This is a genomic window from Rothia sp. HMSC072E10, from assembly GCF_001813965.1.
Lineage (GTDB): Bacteria > Actinomycetota > Actinomycetes > Actinomycetales > Micrococcaceae > Rothia > Rothia mucilaginosa_A.
Genome location: NZ_KV814488.1, coordinates 1 through 24419, shown reverse-complemented (window position 1 = coordinate 24419; position 24419 = coordinate 1). Strand labels below are relative to the sequence as shown.

Here is a 24419-nt window from a genome sequence, read left to right as displayed (position 1 = left end):
TTGACTGTCTCACTCCAACCACCAAAGAGGCTTCCCATGTCTAACCTTTTCTCTGCGGGTTCTTCAAAAGCCCGCCGCCTCGGCGCTCTGAGCACCCTCGCGGTGTCTGCGCTTCTGTTCAGCGCCTGCGCTTCCGAGAACTCCACCGCGCAGAGCTCTTCGTCGGCTACCCCCTCGGCGAGCGCTTCCACCAGCGCCTCCGTAGCTCCGTCTTCCTCGGCTACCGACGCGCAGGCTTCGGCCTCGTCCAGCCGCATCCCCGATCAGGGTTCCTCGGAGGCTAACCCCTCCGCAAGCACTGAGGCTACCTCCTCTGACGGCCAGAAGCTGGAGGAGATTTACACCGGCTCTGAAGACATGAAGAAGGCCTCTCCGGTGCCCACCGATAATGCCGAGGTCAAGAAGACCACCGAGCTCGTAAACTCCTACGAGGACATCCTCTCCAAGGTTAAGCCGGCTCCCTCCGCCGCGGCTTCGCAGGAGGCAACCAGCGAGCCCACCAGCGATGAGGACGCTCAGGCGCAGAACACGGAGAAGGCTCGCGCGGTCCTCGATGAGGACACGATTCGTGCCATCGAAAACATTGCCGTGGATTCCGCTGCCTCCGAGTTTGCGGTGCAGGCCTCCGAATACGCTTTGGCCGGTTGGCACTATGAGGGTTCCTCCACCGTGGTGGGCACGCCCCGCATGGCCGATACCGAGTACAAGGGTCAGCCCGCACGCCTGCTGGAAGTGTGCATGGACTCTTCCTCGGTCAAGATTTACGATGAGAACAATCAGCCCGTCAAGGATGATAGTTCTCCCAAGCGTTCACTCAATATCTATACCCTCGTTCAGGTTAACGGTCAGTGGAAGATTGCAACCCACGATTTCCCGAATAACCCTGATTGCTAGGGACTAATTAAGGTGCCGGTCTGCGCGGTTTAGTTCGGGCCGGTATCGTACACAACGCATTAATGATGCTGCGTTTTCATACAATTTTTGGCATTCACCTGGAGATATTATGAAAGCCCTTTTTGAGATAACGGGGTCCGGCTTTTCTCGTTCCGCAATAACTCGTTCGACTCTGTGCCTCAGCATTGCAACCGCGCTGGCAATGCCCGCCGCTCTTCCCACACTGACACCGGGTGCCGCGGTCGAGAAGACCGCCGAGCAGACGAACGTTCAGAAAAATTCGTCCTTCTACAACGGCACCACCTCCGAGCGTGCCGCTGCCAGCTGTTGGGAGGCTAAGCAGGCCAATCCCGAGGCAAAGAGCGGCGCCTACTGGCTGTACACCCCGGCCATGAGCGCACCGACCCAGTTCTACTGCGATCAGGAAACCGACGGCGGCGGCTGGGTCAAGATTGCTGAGGGTCGCGACGGTTGGACCGAAGGCTACGAGGGTCAGGGCGACCCGGCTCAGCTGTATAGCTCCGCGGCGCCCGCATCCTCCGGCCTGACGCTCAACCAGGACCAGGTTCGTCCCTACTCTTCGCTGCCCGCGGCCACGACCCCGGTGCAGCTTTCGGGCACCACCATTAGCGAGCTGCTCAACGGCACCTCTCCGCAGGATCTCACCGATGGTTACCGCTTCCGCCGCGTGCTGAACACCTCCGGCACCAAGTGGCAGGAGGTAACCGTGCAGCGCCGCCAGACCTCCGAGTGGACCTGGGCCCTGCGTGCCGACGCTATCTGGTCCAACGCCGTGGTCCAGAACCCCGATGAGTTCTCCGCGTACAACGAGAACGGTCGCCGGGATTGGGCCGACGGCACCTGGCAGGATCACCTGTTGCGCGGACAGGATAACGGTTTCAAGGCTCTGCTCTTTGAGGAAATGCCCAAGCAGGATTACCGCATTGGCTTCCGCTACGGTAAGACTTCCCCCATCTCTCAGGACGGTTCCGAACCCTCCATGAGCGATTCGCGCAACTCCTACATCTACACCAACGAGGGTACGACCCAGAGCGCTTTGGGCTACACCCAGATGTTCCTGCGCCCCAAGCTGACCCAGAGCGACCTGAAGCTGACCCAAATTGGCGTGAAGGGTACCGAGGCCAGCCAGCGTCGTAAGCTGCCCAATAGCCGTTCGGCTACCTGGCGCTGGCGCACGAGTTCCGCGACTTCCAGCGGCAAGACCGACGAGATGCACACCTACGTTGAGGCCATCACCGAGGTCAAGCACGACGAGAACTCTTCCACCGTGTTCATCGGCGGTGATTTCAAGTACCTGGAGTCTTCCAGGGGCGAGGTCGTGAACCAGTCCAACATCGCGGGCTTCGATCCGAAGACCGGCGAGCTGCGCCGTGACTTCCACCTGACGCTCAACGGCCAGGTCAAGGCGGTTGAGGCCCTGCCAAATAACCGTCTGGCAATCGGCGGCTACTTCACCATGGTAAACGGCCGTCCCTTCTCGGGTTTCGTGGTCGTGGACGCCTCCACCGGTGAGGTTGCCCCCGAGTGGGAAAACGTGAGCATCTCCAACCGCATTAAGGGCAATGAGCTCGTGGTGAAGACCATTCACCGCCAAGGCGACTACGTGTACATCGGTGGCTCCTTCACCCACGTCAAGGAGAGCGAGAACTCGGGCGTCGCATACTCCCGCAATATCGCGCGCTTTAAGTTGGGCGCCCCCTCCAATGGTGTGCCCGGTATCGTGAGCATCGACCGCGACTGGCGCCAGGTGTTTAACGGCACCGTGAACGGCATCAGCGCCTCCAAAGATAACTCGCACGTGTACGTAGTCGGTTACTTTACCTGGCTGAACGGCGCCCTGGCGTACCGCGTGGCGGATATTACCGAGAACCTTCAGAAGGGCGGTAACTGGTCTTACCAGAACTCCGAGATTCCCGCCGGTGCGAACGTGAACGACCTGATGCACGAAACGAAGGTCTGGGGCTTCCAGTTCGACGTTCAAGACGCCGGATCCGGAGTCTGGGTTGGCGGTACGGAGCACCTCATCTCTCGCTACGACAAGAGCGATATGCGTCCTACCTACACCGCGATTACCCGTGATGGTGGCGACTTCCAGGATCTGCACCTGGATAAGGAACGTAATACTCTCTACGGTGCTTGCCACTGCGGCGATTTCCTGTACCAGAATTCGCACACCAAGCGTGCGCCGCTCACCGAATCCACCGTGATTCATTCGGTGAAGCTTGTGGCTGCCTTCGACCCGGAGACCGGTAAGATGCTGCCCGAATTCGCCCCCGCCATTAAGGGTGACCATGGCTTCGGCATCTGGGAGTCCTTCGTGGACTCCACCGGCACCCTGTGGGTCGGTGGCGATATTCACCGCACCCTGGGCGTCAACGGTGTCCAGAACACCGTTGGTTTTGCGCGTTTCGAGCAGCGTGACGTGACTCCGCCGGCTACGCCTCAGAACCTGAAGGTGGAGCTCAAGAACGATAAGGACGCTCTGACCTGGGATTCCGTGGCCGATAGCGGCACCGTGCGCTACCAGGTTCTACGCGACGACCGTCCGATTGCTACCGTCTCGGGCACCTCCTACGAGGTGGAGCACCGCGATGGTGCGCACTACTTTGTGCGTGCCGTGGATGCCTCGAACAACTTCTCGGCTTCGACCGGAGTCCAGATTTCGCCCGTCCGCCCGACCCCCGAGGCCACCCCCTCGGAGAGCCCCATCGAGACTCCCACCGCTAAGGCCACCGCCTCGGAGAGCCCCGCGGAGACTCCCACGGCAAGCCCCACGGTTGAGAACCCGAAGACCGAGGAACCGCAGCCTGACCCGGCACCCAAGGAGCAGGTTGTCCTGCCCTACGGCTCCACCTGGAATTACGTTGTATCCGATAGGACACCGAACCGCGCGAAGGCGTGGAAGTACGACTTCCACTTCTCTCTCGAGGATCTGGCCACCACCAGCTGGAACAAGGGCCGCGCCCCCATCGGCCTGGGCGCGGGTAACTTCAACACCCGCGTTCCGATTCGTTACAGCCGCGTGTACAACAACATCTACGCCTACACCACGATTAACCTCACCCGCGATCAGGCAAGCCGCGACCTGAAGCTGACCACCTACGCGGACGATGCCGTTGCGGTGGCGGTCAACGGTCAGGAAGTGGGTCGCGCAGGTTTCGGTACCAAGCTGCCCCTCTGGAACACCGCCGTTGCGACGCGCAGCGTGTCTGCCGAGCAGGCCCAGAAGACCCCGGTGACCTTCACGGTTCCGGCTTCTCAGCTGAAGGCGGGTACGAACCTCATCGCCGTTGAGGTGCACGGCGCTCGAGGCGGTTGGTTTACCCGCACGGGTGTCAGCTTCGATCTGCAGGCCATCGTCACCGCGGCCGCGCAGAACCAGGAAAAGCCTGCCGCCCAGAACGATGAGAACGGTGAGCGAGCCGCCACCGCTGAGAATGCTCAGCAGGGCCGCAGCGTCCGCACCGTGCGTGAGGGCGTGGGCACCCACGTTCCTCTTTCCGCACGCCGAGGCTAAGCACTCCGTCTAGCGCGGGGCACATTCTGCGGATTCCGCCATGGGGTTTGATTTTCCGAATGATTTCGGAAAATCAAACCCCATTTGTGCGAATAAAATACTTTTTCGTGTTCGTGAGAGTGAATTATTCTCAAATGATTAGAGGCATCTAATTATTCGAGCCCCAGCGATATACCGGGGGTGTTAGTCGCACTCCAGAACGGGATTCGTACCGCTCAAATAGACCGGCGCATATCCCTCTTCACACAAGGGAAAATACACCAAAGGGCTTAGTCAGTGAGTTTTAAGACATATTGCTAGACACCTATCCCGCGAGAAGGTTTCCGCTTTATCTCGTTGTAAAATATCGATATAGTGGTGTACTGAGAAAAGGAGCTAACCACTCATTTCTTAGGCGAGACTTCCGGACTTTCTCGCGCCCATCCCGAAAGGGAGTAATTCGCTCTCCTTCACTCCTCTCACCGATTCAAAGGAATTGTGCATGTCCACCTCCGAGGCACCTCACACCCCGAATTCAACCCCCTCATCGGGATTCGCCGCCACCTTCTCCAGCACCCTGCGTTCCCTGGAGGCCGCCCAAAAGCCCGGTATTGGCGTGCCCGCCTACACCCGCTGGGTCAACCGTCGCGTCGCCCGCTACTTTGCTGCCGCCGCCGTGGCCCTGGGCATCACTCCCAACGGAGTCACCGCCATCTCCGCCGCCTGCTCCGCAGCCGGTCTTATCGTGCTCATCGCCTGCCCGCCCTCCGTGGGTGTGGGCATCTGCGTAGCCCTGCTCTTCGCGCTCGGTTACGGCCTGGACTCCGCCGATGGCCAGGTAGCCCGCGTGACCGGCGCATCCTCCCCCGCCGGCGAATGGCTCGACCACGTGGTTGACTCGATTCGAGTGCCCTCCGTGCACATGGCCACCCTGCTCTCCTTCTTCCTGTACCCCGCGCACTACTCCTTCAGCGGGTCCCACGCCTTCAACGGCTGGCTTATCGCCATGCCCATGATTTTCACCGCTCTCACCGCGGGCCACTTCATGAGCCAGATTCTTGCCGAGCAGCTGCGCAATAACCGCAAGACCGCCGCTCCCCCGACCGGTGGCCCCCTGCGTTCCTTCGTCAACCTGCACATGGACGCCGGAACCCTCTGCTGGATTTACATCTTCCTCGGCTTTGGTCCGCTCTTCGTGGTCGTGTACGCCCTGCTGCTGCTCGCCAACGCCGCCACGATTCTGGTGTCTATGCGCCGCAAGTACGTCAGCCTGTCCACCCCCGCCGAGTAAGGAGAAAGACCAATGATGCACTTCACCTCTCGCAACCCCGCCGTCTCCGCAGTCATCGCGACCAACGGCAAGCGCCCCGAGCTGCTGCGTGTGGCCGTGCGCTCCATCCTGGACCAGAGCTACCGCGGCTTCGTCGAGGTCATCGTCGTGTTCGACCGCGTTGAGCCCGACCGCCTCGAAGACATCGAGGTCGGCGAAAACCGTGCCCTGAAGATCGTCTCCAACACCCGCACCGGCGGCCTGGCCGGCGGCCGCAACAGCGGCATCCTCGCCTCGACCGGCGCCATGATTGGCTTCTGCGACGATGACGACTACTGGATGCCTTCCAAGCTCACCCAGCAGGTCGCCCTCTGGCGCGAAAACCCCGAGGCCGCGGGTATCTCCTCGGGCATCACCGTGCGCTCCGGCGGCCAGGACATCGTGCGCCTGGCACCCGAGCGCGCAACCTTCGCGGATTTCCTGCGCTCGCGCATCACCGAGATTCACCCCTCCGCCATGCTGTACTCCCGCGAGGATCTGCTCGGTGTCGACGGTGCGCCCGCCCGCATCGGCCTGGTCGATGAGGAACTGCCCGCCGCCTACGGCGAGGACTACGACCTACTGCTGCGCGCGACCCGCACCGGCGATATCCTGAGCGTGCCCGAGCCGCTGATTCTGGTGCTCTGGGATCGTCCCTCCTTCTTCTCGGGCAAGTGGCAGTCCATGGTGGACGGGCTGACCTACATCCTGCGCAAGTTCCCCGAATTTGAGCAGGACCCCAAGGGCCTGGCACGTATTGCCGGTCAGATTGCGTACGCTCAGGCATCCCTGGGCAACAATAAGGAGGCGCGCGCCTACGCACGCGCCGCGTTGCGCCGCGACCCCAAGCAGCTGCGTGCCTGGGCCGCCTACGTGGTCTCCACCGGCATCATTAAGCCCGCTACTCTTCTTGACCTCGTCCAGAAGACTGGCCGAGGCCTCTAACCCGGATACCGCACAGACATGGTTACTTCATCCGTTCCCTCCTATCCGGGTGCCTCGACACTCGCGCTGAAGGACTCCTCGACGGGGCTTCCCAGCGCGATTGCGCGCGCCCGGGTGCGGCTGCGTCCCGAGCCGGTCGCGCAGAAGAAGCTACCGGCTTGGCCACTCATGACGCTGCTCTACGGCTTCCCCGTGCTGTGGGCGCTGGGCGTCCTGCAGATCGCTCCGATTGTGCTGGCCGCCGTCATGCTCTTTTACCTCATCATCCGAGGTAATGTGCGGGTGCCCGGCCCGATGTGGGTGTGGGCCGCATTTAGCCTGTGGGTCGTGGTTGCGGTGCTCGCGCTGACCCGTTCCACCGACATTATCGGCTGGGGTCTGCGCTTCGTGAACATCCTCAGCGCCGGAGTCTACGCCCTCTACTACTACAACGCTCGGTCTTCCATCAGCCTCAACAAGCTACTGGGCGGCCTGGCGACCCTGTGGGGCACGCTCATTGTGCTCGGTTACGGCGGCGTGTTCTTCCCCGAGTTCCGTCTGCGCACCCCCATGAGCTTCATCATGCCCTCGGGCTTCATGCAGAACCCGCTCGTGCGCGACTACATGCTGCCTCCCCTGGCGGAGGTGCAGCGCCCCTGGGGTGCCCCCGAAGCGTATGTGCGCCCCTCCGCGCCTTTCCCCTACGCCAATAGTTGGGGTCTGGCCTACACGCTACTCACCCCGGTGATGCTCGCTTGCCTGTTGCGTCTGCGCTCCATCTGGACGCGTATCGCGCTGCTCATCGCGATGGCCCTCTCCACGGTCCCCGCGATTGCTACCAGTAACCGAGGCATGTTCATTGGCCTGGGCATCAGCGCCGCCTACGTTCTGTTGCGTCAGTTCCTGGCCGCCAATTGGCGCGCCGTGGGTATCGGTGTTGCGGCGATTATGGCTGTGGTGGTGGCTCTCTTCGCCTCCGGTACTGTGGACCACATTCTGGGTCGACAGGATTACTCCGATTCGACGGGTGGACGTGCTGCCCTATACCGGGCTACGTGGAAGGCTACGCTCGAGTCCCCCATCATTGGGTATGGGACTCCGCGTATGGAGCCGAGCATCGGTGTGTCGATGGGTACTCAGGGCTACCTGTGGACCCTCATGTTCTGCTTTGGTTTTGTGGGTCTGGCACTGTTCCTGCTCTTCATCCTGGGCACGGTGGTGGCGGGGGCCCGAGTGAGGACCGCGGCGGGGTACTGGTTGCACAGTCTGCCGGTGGCTAGTTGCGTCGTCTTCATCTTCTACAGCTTCGATATCGCGCAGCTGAGTATTCTGCTGCTCGCCTCGATGGCTTGTCTCCGCTCGGTTCAGGAGGGTGAGGGCCTATGACGAATCCTGCTGATATGGCCTCGGGAGGCGAGCACCCCCGCCGCCGGGCCCGCCTGCGTGAGGAGGCGGAAACCCTGGCCGAGGAGGTCGCGCTAGCCGAAGAGTACGGGTACGATTTCGCCCCCACCGTGGACGATATCCGTTCGGGTCGTTTCCCGGCCACTACGGCCCTGTCGATTGTGCCTCCCGCTCAGGGCTTCGCGCCTGCCGGGGACGATTCGGTTCTCCTCGGGTCCTCCCCCGCCGTTGCTTCGGCCGCATCCGCAGATGCGCGCCCGGGTGGTGCACATCGCGGCGGGCCTCGCCGCATGGTGCAGGAGGGAACCACAAGCGAGGCTACCCCCGCGAGCGCGGTTCAGACGGCAAAGCCGGCGCAGGGCAAGAAGCAGCCCAGCCTCGCCAAGAGCGGTTCGTTAGCTTCGCTGTGCGTAATCTACGGTGCCGGCATCGCGTTCGTGACCACAATGGTGGTTTCCAACGGTATTGGCGCGGCAGGTTCGGGCGAGTTTTTCCGCCTTATGGCTCTCTTCGCCATCGCGATTTCGCTCGTGACCTTCGGTGCGGATACCGGTCTGGTGCGCACCATCTCGGCGCAGCGTGCCCTGGGGCGCTACGGGCTGCTCCCGCAGCTCATCCGCTACGGCCTCGTGCCCTCGCTGGTGACGTCGGTTTTCCTCGTTGTGGGCGTGTACGTGTACTCGTCCCTGGTGCCGATGGCTCCCGAGTATCAGGCGGCCATGCGCGTCAGTTCGGCCTTTGTGCTGGTTGCGGCGCTCATGACGGTTTTCTTCGGGGCGTTGCGCGGTCTGCACCGCGTGGTGACCTTTACGATGCTCCAGAACGTGTTGTTGCCGACGCTGCGCTTTGGCGCGGTGGGACTGGTGGTGCTGTTCTCGGGTCAGCTGATGGACCTGGTGTATGCCTGGACCGTTCCGGTGGCGATTACCGCTATTGTGGCGTTGTGGCTGTTGGAGCGTGCCTTCCCGAATGAGGAACACGTGGAGGTCTTGCCTTCCGAGGATTCCCCGGAGGAGACTTTCCGTTCTTTCTGGAGCTTCAGCTCAGCCCGAGGCGTGGCCACCGTGGTCGAAACAATCCTGGAGTGGATTGACGTGCTGGTGGTGACGGCCTTCCTGGGTGCGGCCGCCGGCGGCGTCTACGGCGCGGTCAACCGTTGCGTCCGCGTAGGCACAATGATTGAGCACACCGGTCGCGTGGTGACCGGTCCGTCGATTAGCGCGGCGCTGGCGACCCGCCAGCTGGATCGAGCTCGGGATATCTTCCTGTCCACCACTCGTGTGCTGACGGCTCTGTCGTGGCCCTTCTACCTGTCCCTGGCGTTCTTCGGACCCGTGCTCTTGCATTTCTTCGGTAAGGGCTTCGAGTCCGGCGCGGGCATCCTCTGGGTAATTTGCCCGGCGGCGATGCTCTCGATGAGTGCCGGTGGCGTGCAGTCGGTGCTGCTAATGAGCGGTAAGAGCCGCTGGCAGCTGCTGAATAAGCTGTCCTCGCTGGTTGTGGCCGTGGTCCTGAATTTCACCCTGGTTCCCGTGTGGGGGCTGTACGGTGCGGTAACGGCCTGGTCTTCGGCTCTGCTCATCGATACGTTCCTGGCCAGCTATCAGGTGTTCCGCCTGGTGGGTATCCGCGCCTCGTGGCGTGAGATGGCTCCCTCGCTGTTCCTGGGGGCCGCGGTGCCCACGGCGTGTGCGCTGGTGGCGCTGCTTCTGCTGGGGCAGAGCGTGCTGGGCGTGATTGTGTACGTGGTGCTTCTGGTGCCGGTGTACGGCGGTGTGCTCTTCCGCTTCCGCAAGGCGCTGGGCATCGAGCGATTCCTGTCGGCCCGCCGCGCGAAGTCCGCCGCCTCCTAATCTTCCAAACTTTCTCCGATATTAGTGTCCGTTTTCTCTTCCAAGGATGTCCTCATGGATAACACCTCTCACAGTTCCTCGGTGACGCTGGGTAGCCAGGTTCGCCGTATTCTTCGTCATCCCGTGCTGATTCTGGTATCGGTCGTGGTGTTCGCCCTGGCCGGTGCGGCCTACGGCTACATGACCAACGGCAAGTACACCGCTAAGGCTTCCCTGGTGGTCTACCCGATGGTGGTGGACCCGGCCGGTACCGGTAGCGCCAACTCCTCCAAGGTCGACATTGCGACCGAGTCTCGCGTGGCTTCCTCTCGTGAGGTGGCTACCCAGGCTGCTAAGACCCTGATTAGCGAGGGCGATACTCTCTCCGAGGCGCAGCTGACCAGCCGCCTCATGAACTCCGTGAAGGTGACCGGCACCTCCCAGACCTCGGTGCTGGATATCGAGGTCACCCGCTCCAACCCGGACGACGCCGCACGTTACGCGAACGCGATGGCAAACTCCTACCTGCAGGTCCGTTCCGATGCGCTCAAGAGCAGCGTGGACTCGGCAACCAAGCAGCTGGACGAGCAGATTGCCGCCGCGGAGGGGGACGCGAACCGTAACGCTCTGGTATCCCAGCTGCAGGAGCGTCGCGCTCAGATTCAGCTGACCTCTCTCGTCGGTGGCCGCGTGATGAGCCAGGCTCAGGTTCCTTCTTCTTCCTCGGCTCTTGGCCCGGTGAAGCTGGGTATTGTCGGCGCCGTGGCGGGTCTGCTGATTGGCCTGGTTCTGGCGTACGGCCGCGACCGCATGATGCGCAACGTCGGCTACGCTGACCGCCTGCAGGATGCCGGTATCCCCGTGCACGAGCTGGGTTCGACCTCGGAGGCGAACGATGCCTTCATGCTGCTGCGCACTGTGGGTGCTCCCGATGGTGATATCAAGAGCGCCGGCGCCTCCGGCGTGGTGATTCTGCCGGGCACCGACCGCGGCGTGGAGCACCTGTACCAGATGCTGAAGCGCGTCCTGCCCAGCGAGTACGCACGCTTCACCGATTACGCTTCGGTACGCGAGGACCTGACCCGTTACACTCCCGAATCGATGGTGACCAAGAGCGAGGCTCCGCTGGTCATCAGCCTGAGCACCGCCACTCCCCTGTCCACCCAGCTGCGTTTCGTGCAGGCTGCCGGCCTGGCCCTGGTTCCGGTCACCGCAGCTACTTCGCTGAAGTCGGTGCGTGAGCTGTTCCAGCAGCTGGAGCAGTTGGAGGGCGTCACCTCCCTGGCGGTCTTCCTGGACCGCGAGTAGCGTCGGGGCGCACCCGCGCGGGTATTCACTCTATGGTGCGGGGCTCGGCGATTCCGGTTTGTCGAGCCCCGACCGCTCATCACATTTTTGTTTCTCCCTTTGTGGGGTATTAGGAGAATACTTATGACTGAGGCAACCTCCGCCCAGGCCCGGCCCAAACTCCTGTTGGTTTCCAGCAGCGGTGGCCATTTGAAGCACCTGACGGCTACCGCCGCCGCCTGGCAGGATTACAATCGCGTGTGGGTTAGCTTTAAGCAGCCCGACGTGGAATCCTCGCTGGCCGATGAGAAGACTTATTGGGCGTACTATCCGACGACGCGCAATATTAAGAATGCTATTCGCAACCTTTTCTTGGCGTTTCGAATTTTTCCGAAGGAACGTCCGGATGCGGTGGTTTCCGCCGGTGCGGGTGTCGCGGTCCCGTTCTTTATTGCGGCGAAGCTTTTCCGGGTAAAGACCCTGTACATCGAGTGTTTTGACCGCCCGACTCTGCCGACGATGACGGGTAAAATGCTGTACACCATTGCTGATCGCATCATTGTTCAGAGCGATGAACAGCAGAAGAATTTCCCCGATTCTCGCGTAATTCACCCCATTTTTTAAGAGTGATTAACCTATCCCGAAAATAATACCTTCCAGTGCATAGAGGGTATTATTTTCGGGGTATAGTATTTATTAAACATACAGATACATAAAGGTCGTGCGCTCCGCTGAGGACTCACCATCCACACGAACTAACCACTCGTCAGAGAAGCGTATGCGGGGATTACTCACCATTCTCTCCGGCACGACGCCACCACGTATATCCATACGATGCCCTCCGGATTTTTGCATCGGATATGCGGGGTTACTACCGATAAATACATAGAGAGGAATAGGCGATGTCTATTCAGAACTTCCCCCAGGTCAGTGTCGATACCGCCAAGTTCGACCTGCCTGTATTTACCCCCGCTGCCGCACCGGTTCGCATCCCGACGAAGACATACGATCTGGTGGTTTCTCTTGGCACCGACGTTCACACTTTTGACCGTCTTCTGCGCTGGGTCGAGGCCTACCTTGAGGCTCACCCGCAGGTCACCTGCCTCGTGCAGCATGGCCACACCGCGCCCATTAAGCACGCGGATAATCTGAAGCTTCTTCCCGCGGCCGAGCTGCTGGACTACTACGCCAACGCAAGCGTTGTGCTGGTTCAGGGCGGCCCCGGTTCCATCCAGGATGCGCGCCGCACCGGTGCTCTGCCCCTGGCCGTTCCGCGCCGCGCGGAGTTTGACGAGGTTGTCGATAACCATCAGGTCCCCTTCACCGCTCTGATGGAGAAGCGCGGCCACGCCGTTGTGGTGGAGAGCCGCGAGGATCTCTTCCACAAGCTGGATCTGGCGCTGTCGAACCCCTCTCTCTTCCGCACCGCCGAGCCCTACGTCTCCACTCCGGAAATCTCCGCGGCCCAGCTGGGTGAGGAGCTGCACGACCTGCTGGCCGGTAAGATTCACCGCCGCGATTCCTTCTGGGGCCGTTGCAAGCAGGCCGTCCGCGCGCACCGTGCGGGTAAGGCCGAGATGGCACGCATCGACGCCATGGCTCCCAGCGCCTAGTAAGCGCCCAGTACCGGCGCCTAGCAGCACGGGCTGAATATTTCGGTCCGCTCCCCTACTCGTGCAAGACGCCCCTGAGTCTTGCATCTTAGACCGGCACGCGAACCTCCGACCGAGAACGCGGTGACCTGCGGGTATAGACCCGTTGCCGCTATCTGCCCACGGCGTATTCTCGGCCGAATTCGCATCGTATTATTAGGTTGCGAAACCCCGCGCACCGTATCCTAGAGAGGAATGATGCGCGGGGTTTATCGCGCACTACGAAAGGAAAATTTCATGGCAGTTCAGGAATCTACCGTCATCAACGCAAGCGTCGACCAGGTCGTCGAGGCTTTCTCCAGCGAGGATTTCGCTCGCTTCGTCTGCTCCGAGGTGGGCGTCGAGTTCGGTAGCTTCTCGGTCTCCGGTGACACCTCCGCCGAGTTCACCGCAACCACCGAGCGCACCATCCCGGCCGACCGCGTTCCGGATATCGCCCGCAAGTTCGTGGGCAACGGCGTCTCCATGACCCAGGTGGACAACGTGAGCGCCCCCGCGGCTGACGGTGCGCGCACCGTCGCAACCGAGGTGAAGGTCAACGGTATCCCCGTTTCGGCCAGCGCCACCCAGCACCTGATTCCCGAGGGCGACAAGACCCGTCTGGACGTCAACGGCGAGGTTTCCTGCTCCATCCCGCTGGTGGGCAAGAAGATTGCCGCCGCTGCCGAGCCGCAGGTTGGCCGCGTGCTGAAGGTTCTGGGCACCTCCGCCGAGAAGTGGATTGCTCAGCGCTAATCGTTTCAGCGCTAATCGTCCCCGCCCAGTAGGCCGGCGTACCGCTGGTCCTCACGAGGGTTAAAGAATCCCCGCCACCCGATTGGGTGGCGGGGATTTATGCGTCTTGGGGGTCACGAGAGCGGCAAGGTTTTAGGAGGCGACAATCGCCTCGGAGTACTCGCGGTCCCCCAGCAGCTCAGCGAAGCGGTGCATCTCCGCGCGCAGGTCGTGCTCGGCCTCGAGCAGGTCGACGACCTTGCGCAGCTTGGTGCTGGAGGTGTGCTCGGTGTAGGGGAAGTAGTGCACCTCCACGCCCACCTCGGCGAAGCGTTCCTCGAGGGCGAGGCCCTTCTCGGTGCCCTTCCAGTCGTCGCCCTTGAAGAAGACGTTAAAGGGCTTCTGCTTCCAGGTTTCGAGCTTGTCGGGGGTGGTTTCGATGTGCACTTCGTCCACGTAATCGATGTGGCTGACGATGGCGGCGCGCTCCTCGATGGGGATGACGGGGCGGCGGCCCTTGGTGACTTCGAGGACGTCGTCGTGCACGACGCCTGCGATCAGGTAGTCGCAGTTCTCCTTGGCCTTGCGGAGAATCTCGAGGTGGCCGTAGTGGAAGAGGTCGTAGGCACCTGCGGCGTAGCCAATAATCATGAGGGGTTCCTTGTGGTTGGTAGCGGCGATGGTCACTCCGGCGCCCCGAAGGAGTCGGAGGGTGAGGAACGCATCCGCCCCGTTCATGCGGGCGGGGCCGGTCCGAAAAAGGTTCCTCGCGGGGCGCTGGTTAGGCGAACCGCACCTATTATTTTACCAGTCATCTTTTCCCGCGGGGCTCGGATAAAACGCAGAATGAGGCGGACGCGCTGTAGCGTCCGCCTCATTCCGTTGCGATCATCTTTGGGCCGCCCAGCAAGGAGCTGGTGGGAGCCGCGCGGGCTGTGCTAGTCCTCCAGAGCGGCTTCCTTGGCGGCCTCCTCGACGGCTACCCAGGAGAGCATCGCGCACTTCACGCGAGCCACAAACTTCGAAACGCCCGCGAAGGCAGCCATATCGCCGTACTCCTCCTCGTCCAGGGTCACCTGGCCGCGGGAACGCAGCATCTCGCGGAACGCATCCACGTGGCGCTGCAGCTCAGAGAGGGTCATGCCCGGAGCCATATCCGAGAGCACGGAAGCAGCCGCCATCGAGATGGAGCAGCCGTCGCCCTCCCAGGAGACCGACTCAATGGTCTTCTCCCCGTCCTTCAGCTCGTCAGAGAGCACCACGCGCAGGTTGATCTCGTCGCCGCAGGTGGGGTTGTACTGGTGGTTATCAGCGCTCGCATGGCCGGCGGGGACCTCCACGAGGTGCTCGCCGATGCGCTCCTTAGAATGTTCCAGGATGATGTCCTGGTAGAGAGCTTCGAGAGACATTTTGGTCTTCTTCCGTGTGTTGAATCGTCTAGTGAGGATAACGCGGCCGCGCACGGCGGCCCGGGTATGCCCGCCGTGCGCGCCGTAGAGATTAGAGGCCGAAGTAGGGGCGCACCTCGGCGAGAGCCTTCAGGAACGCGTCCACGTCCTCGGTCGTGTTGTAGATGTAGGTGGAGGCGCGGGTCGAGGCGGTCACGCCGGCGCAGCGGTGCAGCGGCTGCGCGCAGTGGTGACCCACGCGCACGGCGATACCCTGCGTATCGAGTAGCTGGCCCACGTCGTGCGGGTGCACGCCGTCAATGGCGAGGGCCACCAGGCCCGCGCGCTGGGCGGGATCGGTCGGGCCCAGCAGGCGCACGCCCTCGATCTTCTGAACGCCCTCAACCAGGCGGGCGCCCAGTTCGTGTTCCCAGGCCGCGACGTTCTCCATGCCCAGGTGCTGCAGGTAGCGCACGGCGGCGGCGAAGGCGACCGCCTGCGAGACGCGCTGGGTACCGGCCTCGAACTTGATGGGGGCGGGCATGTACTCGGCGTCCTGCAGACCCACGCGGGTGATCATGGAGCCGCCGGTCAGGAAGGGCGGCAGGGCGTTCAGCAGTTCCGCGCGGCCGTAGAGGGCACCGATGCCGGTGGGAGCCAGCATCTTGTGACCGGAGAAGGCGGCAAAGTCGACGTCCAGGGCGTGGAAGTCCACGGGCATGTGCGGTACGGACTGGCAGGCGTCCAGCACGACGAGTGCGCCGTGCTTGCGGGCCAGAGACACCAGGCGCGGCACGTCGGTAATCGCGCCGGTCACGTTGGAGACGTGGGTGAAGGCCAGGATGCGGGTCTTCTCGTTGACGATGCCCTCGGCGGCCTCGTAGTCGATGCGGCCGTCCTCGGTGGCGGGGATGTGGCGCAGGGTTGCGCCGGTACGCTGGGCAAGAATCTGCCAGGGAATCAGGTTCGCGTGGTGCTCAATCTCGGTGGTGACGATTTCGTCGCCGGGGCCCAGCGCAAAACGCTCGGCAGGCTTGCCGCCGATGCCCTGGGAGGCGTTACCGATGCTGTAGGCGATGAGGTTCAGCGCCTCGGTGGCGTTGGAGGTCCACACCAGCTCCTCCTCCGTGGCACCCACGAAGCCGGCCACGGTGCGGCGAGCGTCCTCGAAGAGGTCGGTCGCCTCGACGGCAAGGGTGTGCGCGCCGCGGTGTACGGCGGAGTTGGCGCGCAGGTAGAAGTCGCGTTCTGCGTCGAGAACCTGCAGGGGTTTCTGGCTCGTAGCCCCGGAATCCAGGTAAACCAGGGGGTGCCCGTTGACCTCGGTGTTGAGGATCGGGAAGTCCTGGCGGAGCTGACGCACGACGTCGTCGCTCAGGGGAATATTGGCGGGGGTGGAGTATTCAGCCACGGGTACCTTCTTCTCTCGCTCATACGCTCCACGGGGCGGGTATTTTCCCGTCGTGGAGCGTATAACGTCATTCTTTTCTAGCTTATTCCCTTGAGTGGCTCTTGCATAGTTAGGTAGAGCCTAGTTCGCGGGGCGCACAGCGGCGAGGCAATCGGCTAGGATGCGGCCCCGTGGTAGCGCTGCTGGGTAGCCTGTAGGCCCTCCTTGATGAGCATGACGGTTGCATCCGCGGCGTTCGAGATGAGGAACGGCAGAGCCTTCGCCTCGGTACTGCTGAAGGGTTTGAGCACGAAGTCCGCGGTGTCCATGCGTCCGGGCGGACGACCGATGCCGGTACGCACGCGGTAGTAGTCCTTGGTGCCCAGAGCCTTGGTGATGTCGCGCAGACCGTTATGGCCGCCCTCTCCCCCGCCAATCTTAAGCTTGATGGTGTCGAAGGGGATGTCGAGCTCGTCGTGGACGACGATGATGTGGTCGGGGTCAATACCGTAGAACTTGGCGATGGCGCTAACGGGGCCGCCCGAGGCGTTCATGTAGCCGAGGGACTTCATGAGAATAACCTTGGGGCCGCCTATACCCAAACGTCCTTCCAGCACCTGGGCGCGCGCGCGTCCGTGCTTCTTGAAGCCACCGCCTACTTCACGCGCCAGTTCATCAACCACCATCTGGCCGATGTTATGGCGGGTTTTCTCGTACTCCGGGCCCGGGTTCCCCAGACCAACAATGAGCCACGCATCAGACATATCTTCGCCCTTTCCACGGCGCTGTAAAAGGTTTTTTAGAAAATTCATGGACTACACCATTCTATGAGTATGGCCCGCTACCACCTCAGAAGAGAGGTAGCGGCGGGCCATCCACAGATCACTGTTGCGCTAGGCGCAGGGCGCGGTCTTAGTGCTTTGAGTTATCTGAGTCGTGAGCTTCGCCAGCCTAATCTGATTCCTCGGAAGCTTCAACGATGTCACCCTCGGGTGCGTTTTCGCCTTCTTCACCGGGCTCGGGAACGTCGAGTTCCTCGGGCTCAGAAACGTTAACGATCAGCAGTTCAGCGTCTGCAACCAGGGTTACGCCTGAGGGCAGTTCAACATCTGATGCCAGAACGTGAGCGCCAGCTTCGCGGCCTTCGATGCTCACGGTCAAAGCTTCGGGTGCCTTCAGTGCGTCAGCTTCAACCAGAAGAACGGTTTCTTCCTGGTTAGCAACGGCGCCAACAGCGGGCTCGCCTTCAACGTGTACAGGAACCTCGATCTCAACGCGCTCGCCGCGCTTAACGGTCAGCAGGTCGATGTGCTGCAGTTCGGGGCGGATTGCGTGACGCTGGATGTCCTTGATCATTGCGAGGTGTGATTCACCTTCGATGTCGAGGTCGAGGATAGCGTTGGGGACGCGGGCAGCCAGGGTGGTTGCGTGGCCGGGGAGTACTACGTGCTTGGGCTCTTCGCCGTGGCCGTAGATGACGGCGGGGATGTCGCCTGCCATGCGGATGCGGCGCGCGTAGCCCTTGCCGAAGTCGCTACGTACGGTAGCTGAAATTTTGATGGTATCTGACATGAGTCGTCCACCCTTTCTTGGTTAGAAGTGATGCGCCAAGTGGAATAGGGACTGGCGCCAGAAATCTCTTTCCAACCAGCCACCGTCAGTTACGGACCTACACGTTTCGTGTATTCCACCGCCTTGGCCAAGACAATATTGTACAGGTTCCCGGCTCTTCTTCAAGGGCCGGGAACCTGTGATATGGCGCTTTTCACGCCTTTTATGCTGTTATCAGCAGATATAGGGTCGAATCCTCAGAGGGTTAGGAGCCCATTTCTGCAAGGTAGGCGGCGAGCGCCTCGCGGTGATCGCGCGGGGTGAAGCCTGCAGCAATCAGCTTGGACAGGTCCATTGCCGAGTTCGTCGGACGGTGAGCGAAGAGCTCAGCGTTGGCGAAGTATTCCTCGGTGGTGGTGTCGCTGACTCGTGCCGGGTCATGGCCGGTACCCTCGTACACCGCGCGGGCGAACTGTGCCCAGTTGATGACCTCGCCGGTGTTCGACACGTTGTAGGTGCCGTATTCCGCGCCCGAGAAGAGCAGGTGCAGAGCAGCAGCTGCCAGGTCCTGGGTGAAGGTCGGGCGACCCCACTGGTCGGCAACCACGGACGGGTCGATGCCGCGCTCTGCCAGGGATGCCATGGTACCCACGAAGTTCTTACCGGCGCCAACAACCCAGCTGGTGCGCAAGGTGTAGTGCTTACGCCATGCGGCAGCGGCAACCTCACCGGCAGCCTTGGATGCGCCGTAGACGCTCAGCGGTGCCAGGGGGTAATCCTCCGGGTATTCCTCGCCCAGGGGCAGGGAACCGTCAAAGACGTAGTCGGTGGATACGTGAACCAGCGGCAGGTTAGCTTCCTCACAGATGGAGGCAAGAGCGCTCACGCCCAGAGCGTTAGCTGCCCAGGCGTCACGGCGACCCTCGGAGGTTTCTGCCTGATCCACTGCGGTGTACGCTGCAGCGTTGATGACCGCGCGGAAGGAGCGCCAGCGGAATGCGTCGCGCCACTGCTCGGGCTTGCCCAGGTCGAGGCGGTCGCGATCCACAGCCAGGAAGGGTACGTTCTGCTCGGTGAGCTGGCGAACCAGCTCGGTGCCGAGCTGACCGCCCGCGCCAATAATCAGAATCGGGTCGGCTTCGAGGGGCTTGATCTCGTTCAGGCGCGGGTGGTTGCGGTCCTTCTCGGAGAGCTCAGCCTTTGCCAGGTCGATGGGCCAGTCGATGGCGACGGTCTCATCGGCCAGGTTCAGGAAGCTGTAGCCGGATACCGCATCCGCGGACCAGTGGTCGTTGACCAGGTAGGTGTAGGCGGTGTTCTCTTCCAGGGTCTGGAAGGAGTTGCCCACGCCGCGGGGCACGAAGATTGCGGTGTCCGGGCCCAGCTCAACGGTGACGACCTTGCCGAAGGACTCGCCGGCACGCAGGTCAACCCATGCGCCGAAGATGCGGCCGGTCGCAACCGACACGTACTTGTCCCAGGGCTCGGCGTGGATACCGCGGGTGGTACCCACCGAAGCGTTGAACGAAATGTTGTTCTGCACCGGGTTGAAGTCGGGCAGGCCGGCGGCGACCATCTTTTCGCGCTGCCAGTTCTCCTTAAACCAGCCGCGGTTATCGCCGTGCACCGGCAGGTCGATGATGAGCAGGCCGGGAATCTCGGTCTCGGTAACCTTCAGCTCCTTGGTCATTACTGACCAGCCTTCGCGTACTTAGCCTCGACCTCAGCCTTCAGGGGCTCCCACCAGCCGCGGTTGTCGGTGTACCACTTGATGGTGTCTGCCAGGCCGGACTCGAAGTCGGTGAACTTCGGCTCCCAGCCGAGCTCTGCACGCAGGCGGCTACCGTCGATGGCGTAGCGCAGGTCGTGACCGGGGCGGTCGACAACGTGCTCGAAGTCGTTCTCGTCCTTGCCCATCAGGCGCAGGATGGTGCGCAGAACGGTGATGTTGTTCTCTTCGCCGTCCGCACCGATGAGGTAGGTTTCGCCAATCTTACCCTGCTCCAGGATGCGCAGCACGGCCGAGGAGTGGTCGGATGCGTGAATCCAGTCACGAACGTTCAGGCCCTCGCCGTACAGCTTCGGGGTCAGGCCCGAGAGGATGTTGGTGATCTGGCGAGGAATGAACTTCTCGATGTGCTGGTAGGGTCCGTAGTTGTTCGAGCAGTTCGAGATGGTGGCCTCGATGCCGAAGGAACGAACCCAGGCGCGTACGAGCAGGTCGGAGCCTGCCTTGGTGGAGGAGTACGGGGAGGAGGGGTTATAGGGGGTGGTTTCAGTGAACTTAGCGGGATCGTCCAGCTCGAGGTCGCCGAAGACCTCGTCGGTGGAGATGTGGTGGTAGCGGGTACCGTGCTTACGGACCGCCTCCAGCAGGCTGAAGGTACCCACCAGGTTGGTGTGGATAAAGGGTTCGGGGTTGGCCAGCGAGTTGTCGTTGTGAGACTCCGCTGCGTAGTGAACAACGGCGTCAGCCTTGCCGACCAGTTCGTCTGCCAGCTCGCGATCCGCGATGTCGCCGACGACGAGCTTGAAACGAGATTCGGGAAGACCTTCCAAAGACGCAGCATTTGCGGCGTAGGTCATCTTATCCAGCACGGTAATCGTGTGATCAGTGTTATCGATGAGGTGGTGAACAAAGTTCGAACCAATAAAACCGGCACCGCCGGTAACAAGAATGTGAGCCATACGGTAGATTTTACCCGGCTAAAGAGCGATTTTTACGCCTCAACAAAGAGATAAACATGACACAATAAGAAGTTATGAAGGGAATTATTCTTGCCGGCGGTACCGGTAGTCGTTTGCACCCCATCACTCAGGGTATTAGCAAGCAGCTCACTCCGGTCTATGACAAGCCGATGATTTACTACCCGCTGTCCACTCTGATGCTTGCGGGTATTCGCGATATTTTGATTATTACCACTCCGGCCGATCAGGAGCAGTTTAAGCGTTTGCTCGGCGACGGTTCTCGTTTTGGTATTAATCTCGAATATAAAGTTCAGCCTTCCCCGGACGGCCTGGCTCAGGCATTTATTCTGGGCGCCGATTTTATTGGCAATGATCCCGTAGCGCTCGTGCTCGGTGACAATATTTTCTACGGCCCCGGTCTCGGCACCCAGCTGGCCACTTACGAGCAGAAGGACGGCGCGACCGTCTTTGCATATCGCGTGGCTGATCCCCGCGCTTACGGTGTGGTGGAATTTGATGAGGACTTCAACGCCCTCTCTATTGAGGAGAAGCCCGAGAACCCCAAGAGCGATTACGCGATTCCGGGTCTGTACTTCTACGATTCGAAGGTCGTGGAGTACGCCCGACAGATTAAGCCTTCGCCCCGCGGTGAGTTGGAAATCACTGACCTTAACCGCGTCTACCTGGAACAGGGTAAACTGAAGGTTGAGGTTTTGCCGCGCGGCACCGCATGGCTCGATACCGGAACCTTTGATTCACTCGCTGATGCCACTAACTTCATCCGCACCGTCCAGAGCCGTCAGGGTCTGTCCGTCGGTTGCCCGGAGGAAATTGCGTGGCGTCACGGTTGGCTTTCCGACGAGCAGCTCCGCGAGATTGCTACCCCCCTCGTCAAGAGCGGTTACGGTAGCTACCTGCTCGGATTGCTCCGCTAAGCTTCACACCGCAACCCAGGGGATATACCGTATCCCTTCACCGCCCGCGGCAGTACTCCACGTCACGGGCACACACTAACTCAAACTTTCTGGAGTATTCTCACTACTATGACCATTTTGGAATTCTTCCGCACCACGAGGGCTAACCTCTGGTTGCTGATTATTGGCATCATCATTGGTGCCGCGGTGGGCTTCGGCTATGCATCCCTGCAGCCGAAGGTGTACGCCGCCTCGTCCTCGGGCTACGTGACCGTGGGCGAGTCCGGTACGGTGGATGTTCTCTCGGGCTCTACAGCCGCTAAGGAGCGTGCTCGCTCCTACGCAGCTATCGTCTCCTCTGAGGCCGTGGCACAGAAGATTAAGCAGAACACCCCTGAGCTCTCCCTAACCACCGGTCAGATTCGTTCTAGCCTCACCGCAACCGCAGGTGACAATGCTGCGCTGATTACCGTGAGCGCCCAGGCTTCTTCCCCGAAGAACGCACAGCTGCTCGCCAACAGCGCTCTGCAGGCTACCGCTGACTACATCAAGGAAATTGAGCAGAACCCCGGTAACGCTCAGGCCCTGGTTAACGGCGATAGCAACGCTGCGGCAACCCCCTCTGCAAGCAGCAATACCGTCCGCGTGATTCCGCTGAACAACGCAAGCGTCAACCCGCCGCTGGTTTCCCCGAACTACCAGCAGAACACTCTGATTGGCGCCGTTATCGGCCTGGTCGTGGTGTACACCGCCATCTTCCTGCGCCGCGCACTGGATCAGCGCATCCGCACCCGTGACGACGCCACCAAGGCAACCGGCGCAAGCATCCTGGGTGTGCTGCCCGTCAGTGAGGACCTGAACGAAGAGAACATCGTGAACGGTGACACCGACGACCACATTGCTCAGGAATCGATTCGTCAGCTGCGTACCAACCTGCGCTTCGTGAATGTTGATACTCCCCCGCGCTCCTTCATCGTCACCTCCGCTGTACCCGGTGAAGGTAAGTCGACCGTGTCGCTCTCGCTGGCTCGCTCCCTGGCCGACGCTGGTTCGCCCGTCATCCTCATTGACGCCGACCTCCGCCGCCCGACCGTGGCTAAGAAGCTGAAGCTCGACGCCAAGGTCGGTCTGACCCAGGTTCTGGCCGGTCAGGTGGAGATTGCAAACGCCGTGCACCAGCTGGGCGATTCGAACCTTTTCGTGCTTCCCGCGGGTCGCATCCCCCCGAACCCCTCTGAGCTTCTGGGCTCGGACAAGATGCGCCAGCTCATCAAGGAACTCTCCGAAGAGTTCATCGTGGTGGTCGACGTTCCGCCGCTGCTGCCCGTGACCGATGCATCGCTGCTTTCCCACTCCGTGGATGGCGTGATTCTGGTCGGTTCGGTTGGCCGCAGCCACCGTGAGCAGATGACCGAGGCTTCCAGCATCCTGAAGAAGGTCAACGCAAACCTCTTCGGTCTTGTTCTGAACCGTGCACCCCGTAAGGGCCTGGGTAACTCCTACTACGGCTTCGGTTACGCAAGCACCTACGTGGGCTACGCAACCTACTACGGCTACGGTAAGGACGGCGATAAGAAGTCCTCGAAGTCGAAGTCCTCAGCCCCCAAGGCATAACCTTTCGACCCTCTCCCCACGGGGAGCAACATACGGCGGGAAGGGCAGTGTTTCTGTCCCTCCCGCCGTATACTTATTTGGTATAGACCGGTGCACCGAAAGGTTATTGTGACCACTCACTCCACCAATACCCCGGAGCCGCTCACCACTCCGCTCGCGGCACGGATTCGGCTTGCGCACGCCTACTTCCAGCACATAGCCGATAAGCATTCCATCGACGTTCTGCATATCAAGGGCTACGCGTTCTCGCAGGAAATTTACCGCAAGGGTAGGTACAGCTCCGACGCTGACCTGTTGGTCCGTCCATCGCAGGTGGACCGCTTTGTGCAGATTCTCCTAGCGGATGGCTGGCGTATCCAGGCCCACTTTGAGACGGGCTCAGTGTTCGAGCACGCCATGACCCTCTACCATGCCTCCTGGGGCCTGACCGATATTCATCGATTCTTCCCCGGCCTCGGCCGCCACGGTGACTACGAGAAGACCTTTGACCGTGTGTGGGCAGCCCGCCGTACCCGATTCATCGCTCACCGGCCCTGTACGGTCCCCTCAGACCTGGATGCTCGCCTTATTGTGGTGCTACACCGTGCCCGCGCTGCGTCCCGTTACAGCGCGGATATCAACTATCTGGTGAACCGCATGTCCTACGCAGACTGGCAGCGGCTTAAGGAACGTGCCAACGAGCTCGATTCAAACCTGGCCTACAGCGCGGCCATGGGCGGGCTTGAACAGTACCGAGGCGATCGCGACTATCTGCTGTGGCTTTCCGTTTCGCAGGATGTCCCCCACTACGTTCAGTGGATTGGTCGGCTTCGGTCGGCAACCACCCTGCGCGATAAGCTACGCACCCTGAAGAATATCTTCTTCGTCAATAAGGACCACCTGGCCATGCAGCTTGGCCGTACCCCCACGCGTGCCGAGGTGCGTGCCAAGTTCTTTGAACGCTTCGGAATCGAGGTGAAAAAATGACCGCGGAATCCCCTCAGCCCGTGTATGGTATCCCCGAAAATATCGCCTACGTACATTCCGAGGAGTTCGCCAAATACTCCCCCACCGCCACGTATATCGCGAATCTAGACACCGGGGAGCACTCTATCCTGCAGGGCTCGGCCTCCATCATCTGGGGTCTTTTCGAGGAACCCACGAGCGAGGAGGAAGCGATTGAGACCATCTGTGAGCTCTACGAACAGCCCGCAGAGGTTATCGCGCCGCAGATTGAGGATTTCATTCCCGAGCTGCTCTCCAAGAACCTCTTGGAGACTCTCTAGGGCCTCTCTGTAGCTCGAAAAGCGGGTATAACGTAAAGAAGGCGGGGCGGTCAGACTTTTAGTCTGACCGCCCCGC

Annotated in this window: 21 protein-coding genes; 14 read left to right on the top strand and 7 right to left on the bottom strand. The window is 61.3% G+C overall.

Features of this window, described 5'->3' with window-relative positions:
* Nucleotides 1-36 precede the first annotated feature (36 nt).
* From HMPREF2944_RS03460 to HMPREF2944_RS03415, 10 genes are all read left to right on the top strand, one after another.
* Nucleotides 37-894 (top strand): IMS domain-containing protein, encoded by an 858-nt coding sequence (locus HMPREF2944_RS03460; protein ID WP_070680503.1) that lies wholly within the window; start codon nt 37-39, stop codon nt 892-894.
* 202 nt (nt 895-1096) lie between these two features.
* Complete coding sequence (locus HMPREF2944_RS03455) at nt 1097-4432, top strand: fibrinogen-like YCDxxxxGGGW domain-containing protein (protein WP_246826245.1); 3336 nt, start codon at nt 1097-1099, stop codon at nt 4430-4432.
* Nucleotides 4433-4913: 481 nt separating this feature from the next.
* Nucleotides 4914-5702 (top strand): CDP-alcohol phosphatidyltransferase family protein, encoded by a 789-nt coding sequence (locus HMPREF2944_RS03450; RefSeq protein WP_070680500.1) that lies wholly within the window; start codon nt 4914-4916, stop codon nt 5700-5702.
* 12 nt (nt 5703-5714) lie between these two features.
* The gene (locus HMPREF2944_RS03445; protein WP_070680498.1) at nt 5715-6665 is read left to right on the top strand and encodes a glycosyltransferase family 2 protein; all 951 of its coding nucleotides are present in this window, start codon (nt 5715-5717) and stop codon (nt 6663-6665) included.
* Nucleotides 6666-6683: 18 nt separating this feature from the next.
* Nucleotides 6684-8030, top strand: a complete 1347-nt coding sequence (locus HMPREF2944_RS03440) for an O-antigen ligase family protein (protein WP_070680496.1) — start codon at nt 6684-6686, stop codon at nt 8028-8030.
* Complete coding sequence (locus HMPREF2944_RS09235) at nt 8027-9901, top strand: oligosaccharide flippase family protein (RefSeq protein WP_070680493.1); 1875 nt, start codon at nt 8027-8029, stop codon at nt 9899-9901. Before HMPREF2944_RS03440 ends, HMPREF2944_RS09235 begins: the two co-directional genes overlap by 4 nt.
* Nucleotides 9902-9955: 54 nt before the next feature.
* Nucleotides 9956-11188: a chain-length determining protein gene (locus HMPREF2944_RS09230; protein ID WP_070680490.1), complete on the top strand. Its 1233-nt coding sequence runs from the start codon at nt 9956-9958 to the stop codon at nt 11186-11188.
* Between the two features lie 123 nt (nt 11189-11311).
* Nucleotides 11312-11791 (top strand): PssD/Cps14F family polysaccharide biosynthesis glycosyltransferase, encoded by a 480-nt coding sequence (gene pssD / locus HMPREF2944_RS03425; RefSeq protein ID WP_049343048.1) that lies wholly within the window; start codon nt 11312-11314, stop codon nt 11789-11791.
* A 278-nt stretch (nt 11792-12069) separates the two neighbouring features.
* Nucleotides 12070-12780 (top strand): glycosyltransferase, encoded by a 711-nt coding sequence (locus HMPREF2944_RS03420; protein ID WP_049343047.1) that lies wholly within the window; start codon nt 12070-12072, stop codon nt 12778-12780.
* A 276-nt stretch (nt 12781-13056) separates the two neighbouring features.
* On the top strand, nt 13057-13554 hold the full coding sequence (locus HMPREF2944_RS03415; RefSeq protein ID WP_049332932.1) for a DUF2505 domain-containing protein: 498 nt from the start codon (nt 13057-13059) through the stop codon (nt 13552-13554).
* A 132-nt stretch (nt 13555-13686) separates the two neighbouring features.
* Here the strand turns inward: HMPREF2944_RS03415 and HMPREF2944_RS03410 are convergent, their stop codons facing one another.
* The 7 genes from HMPREF2944_RS03410 to rfbB all read right to left on the bottom strand — a co-directional run bounded on the left by HMPREF2944_RS03410 (nt 13687) and on the right by rfbB (nt 20550).
* Nucleotides 13687-14184, bottom strand: coding sequence for an FAD synthase family protein (locus HMPREF2944_RS03410; RefSeq protein WP_070680487.1), 498 nt, complete (start codon nt 14182-14184; stop codon nt 13687-13689).
* A gap of 287 nt (nt 14185-14471) precedes the next feature.
* Entirely contained in the window at nt 14472-14942 is a 471-nt protein-coding gene (gene sufU, locus HMPREF2944_RS03405) for a Fe-S cluster assembly sulfur transfer protein SufU (RefSeq protein WP_049343045.1), read from the bottom strand.
* A 91-nt stretch (nt 14943-15033) separates the two neighbouring features.
* Complete coding sequence (locus HMPREF2944_RS03400; protein ID WP_070680484.1) at nt 15034-16332, bottom strand: aminotransferase class V-fold PLP-dependent enzyme; 1299 nt, start codon at nt 16330-16332, stop codon at nt 15034-15036.
* A gap of 155 nt (nt 16333-16487) precedes the next feature.
* Nucleotides 16488-17075, bottom strand: coding sequence for an aminoacyl-tRNA hydrolase (pth, locus tag HMPREF2944_RS03395; protein ID WP_070680481.1), 588 nt, complete (start codon nt 17073-17075; stop codon nt 16488-16490).
* A 187-nt stretch (nt 17076-17262) separates the two neighbouring features.
* Entirely contained in the window at nt 17263-17883 is a 621-nt protein-coding gene (locus HMPREF2944_RS03390; RefSeq protein WP_005506952.1) for a 50S ribosomal protein L25/general stress protein Ctc, read from the bottom strand.
* 244 nt (nt 17884-18127) lie between these two features.
* Nucleotides 18128-19552 carry a dTDP-4-dehydrorhamnose reductase gene (rfbD, locus tag HMPREF2944_RS03385; protein ID WP_049332944.1) on the bottom strand — a complete coding sequence of 475 codons (1425 nt, stop codon included), beginning with the start codon at nt 19550-19552 and terminating at the stop codon, nt 18128-18130.
* Nucleotides 19552-20550, bottom strand: a complete 999-nt coding sequence (gene rfbB / locus HMPREF2944_RS03380; RefSeq protein ID WP_049332946.1) for a dTDP-glucose 4,6-dehydratase — start codon at nt 20548-20550, stop codon at nt 19552-19554. The genes rfbD and rfbB overlap by 1 nt, the downstream gene beginning before the upstream one ends.
* 74 nt (nt 20551-20624) lie before the next feature.
* Between rfbB and rfbA the strand changes: the two genes are divergently transcribed.
* From rfbA to HMPREF2944_RS03360, 4 genes are all read left to right on the top strand, one after another.
* The gene (gene rfbA, locus HMPREF2944_RS03375) at nt 20625-21485 is read left to right on the top strand and encodes a glucose-1-phosphate thymidylyltransferase RfbA (RefSeq protein ID WP_070680477.1); all 861 of its coding nucleotides are present in this window, start codon (nt 20625-20627) and stop codon (nt 21483-21485) included.
* A gap of 108 nt (nt 21486-21593) precedes the next feature.
* Complete coding sequence (locus HMPREF2944_RS03370; RefSeq protein ID WP_070680473.1) at nt 21594-23078, top strand: tyrosine-protein kinase domain-containing protein; 1485 nt, start codon at nt 21594-21596, stop codon at nt 23076-23078.
* A 108-nt stretch (nt 23079-23186) separates the two neighbouring features.
* Nucleotides 23187-24044, top strand: coding sequence for a nucleotidyltransferase family protein (locus tag HMPREF2944_RS03365; protein ID WP_083313066.1), 858 nt, complete (start codon nt 23187-23189; stop codon nt 24042-24044).
* Nucleotides 24041-24343 (top strand): PqqD family protein, encoded by a 303-nt coding sequence (locus tag HMPREF2944_RS03360; RefSeq protein WP_049343038.1) that lies wholly within the window; start codon nt 24041-24043, stop codon nt 24341-24343. Before HMPREF2944_RS03365 ends, HMPREF2944_RS03360 begins: the two co-directional genes overlap by 4 nt.
* Nucleotides 24344-24419: the final 76 nt, after the last annotated feature.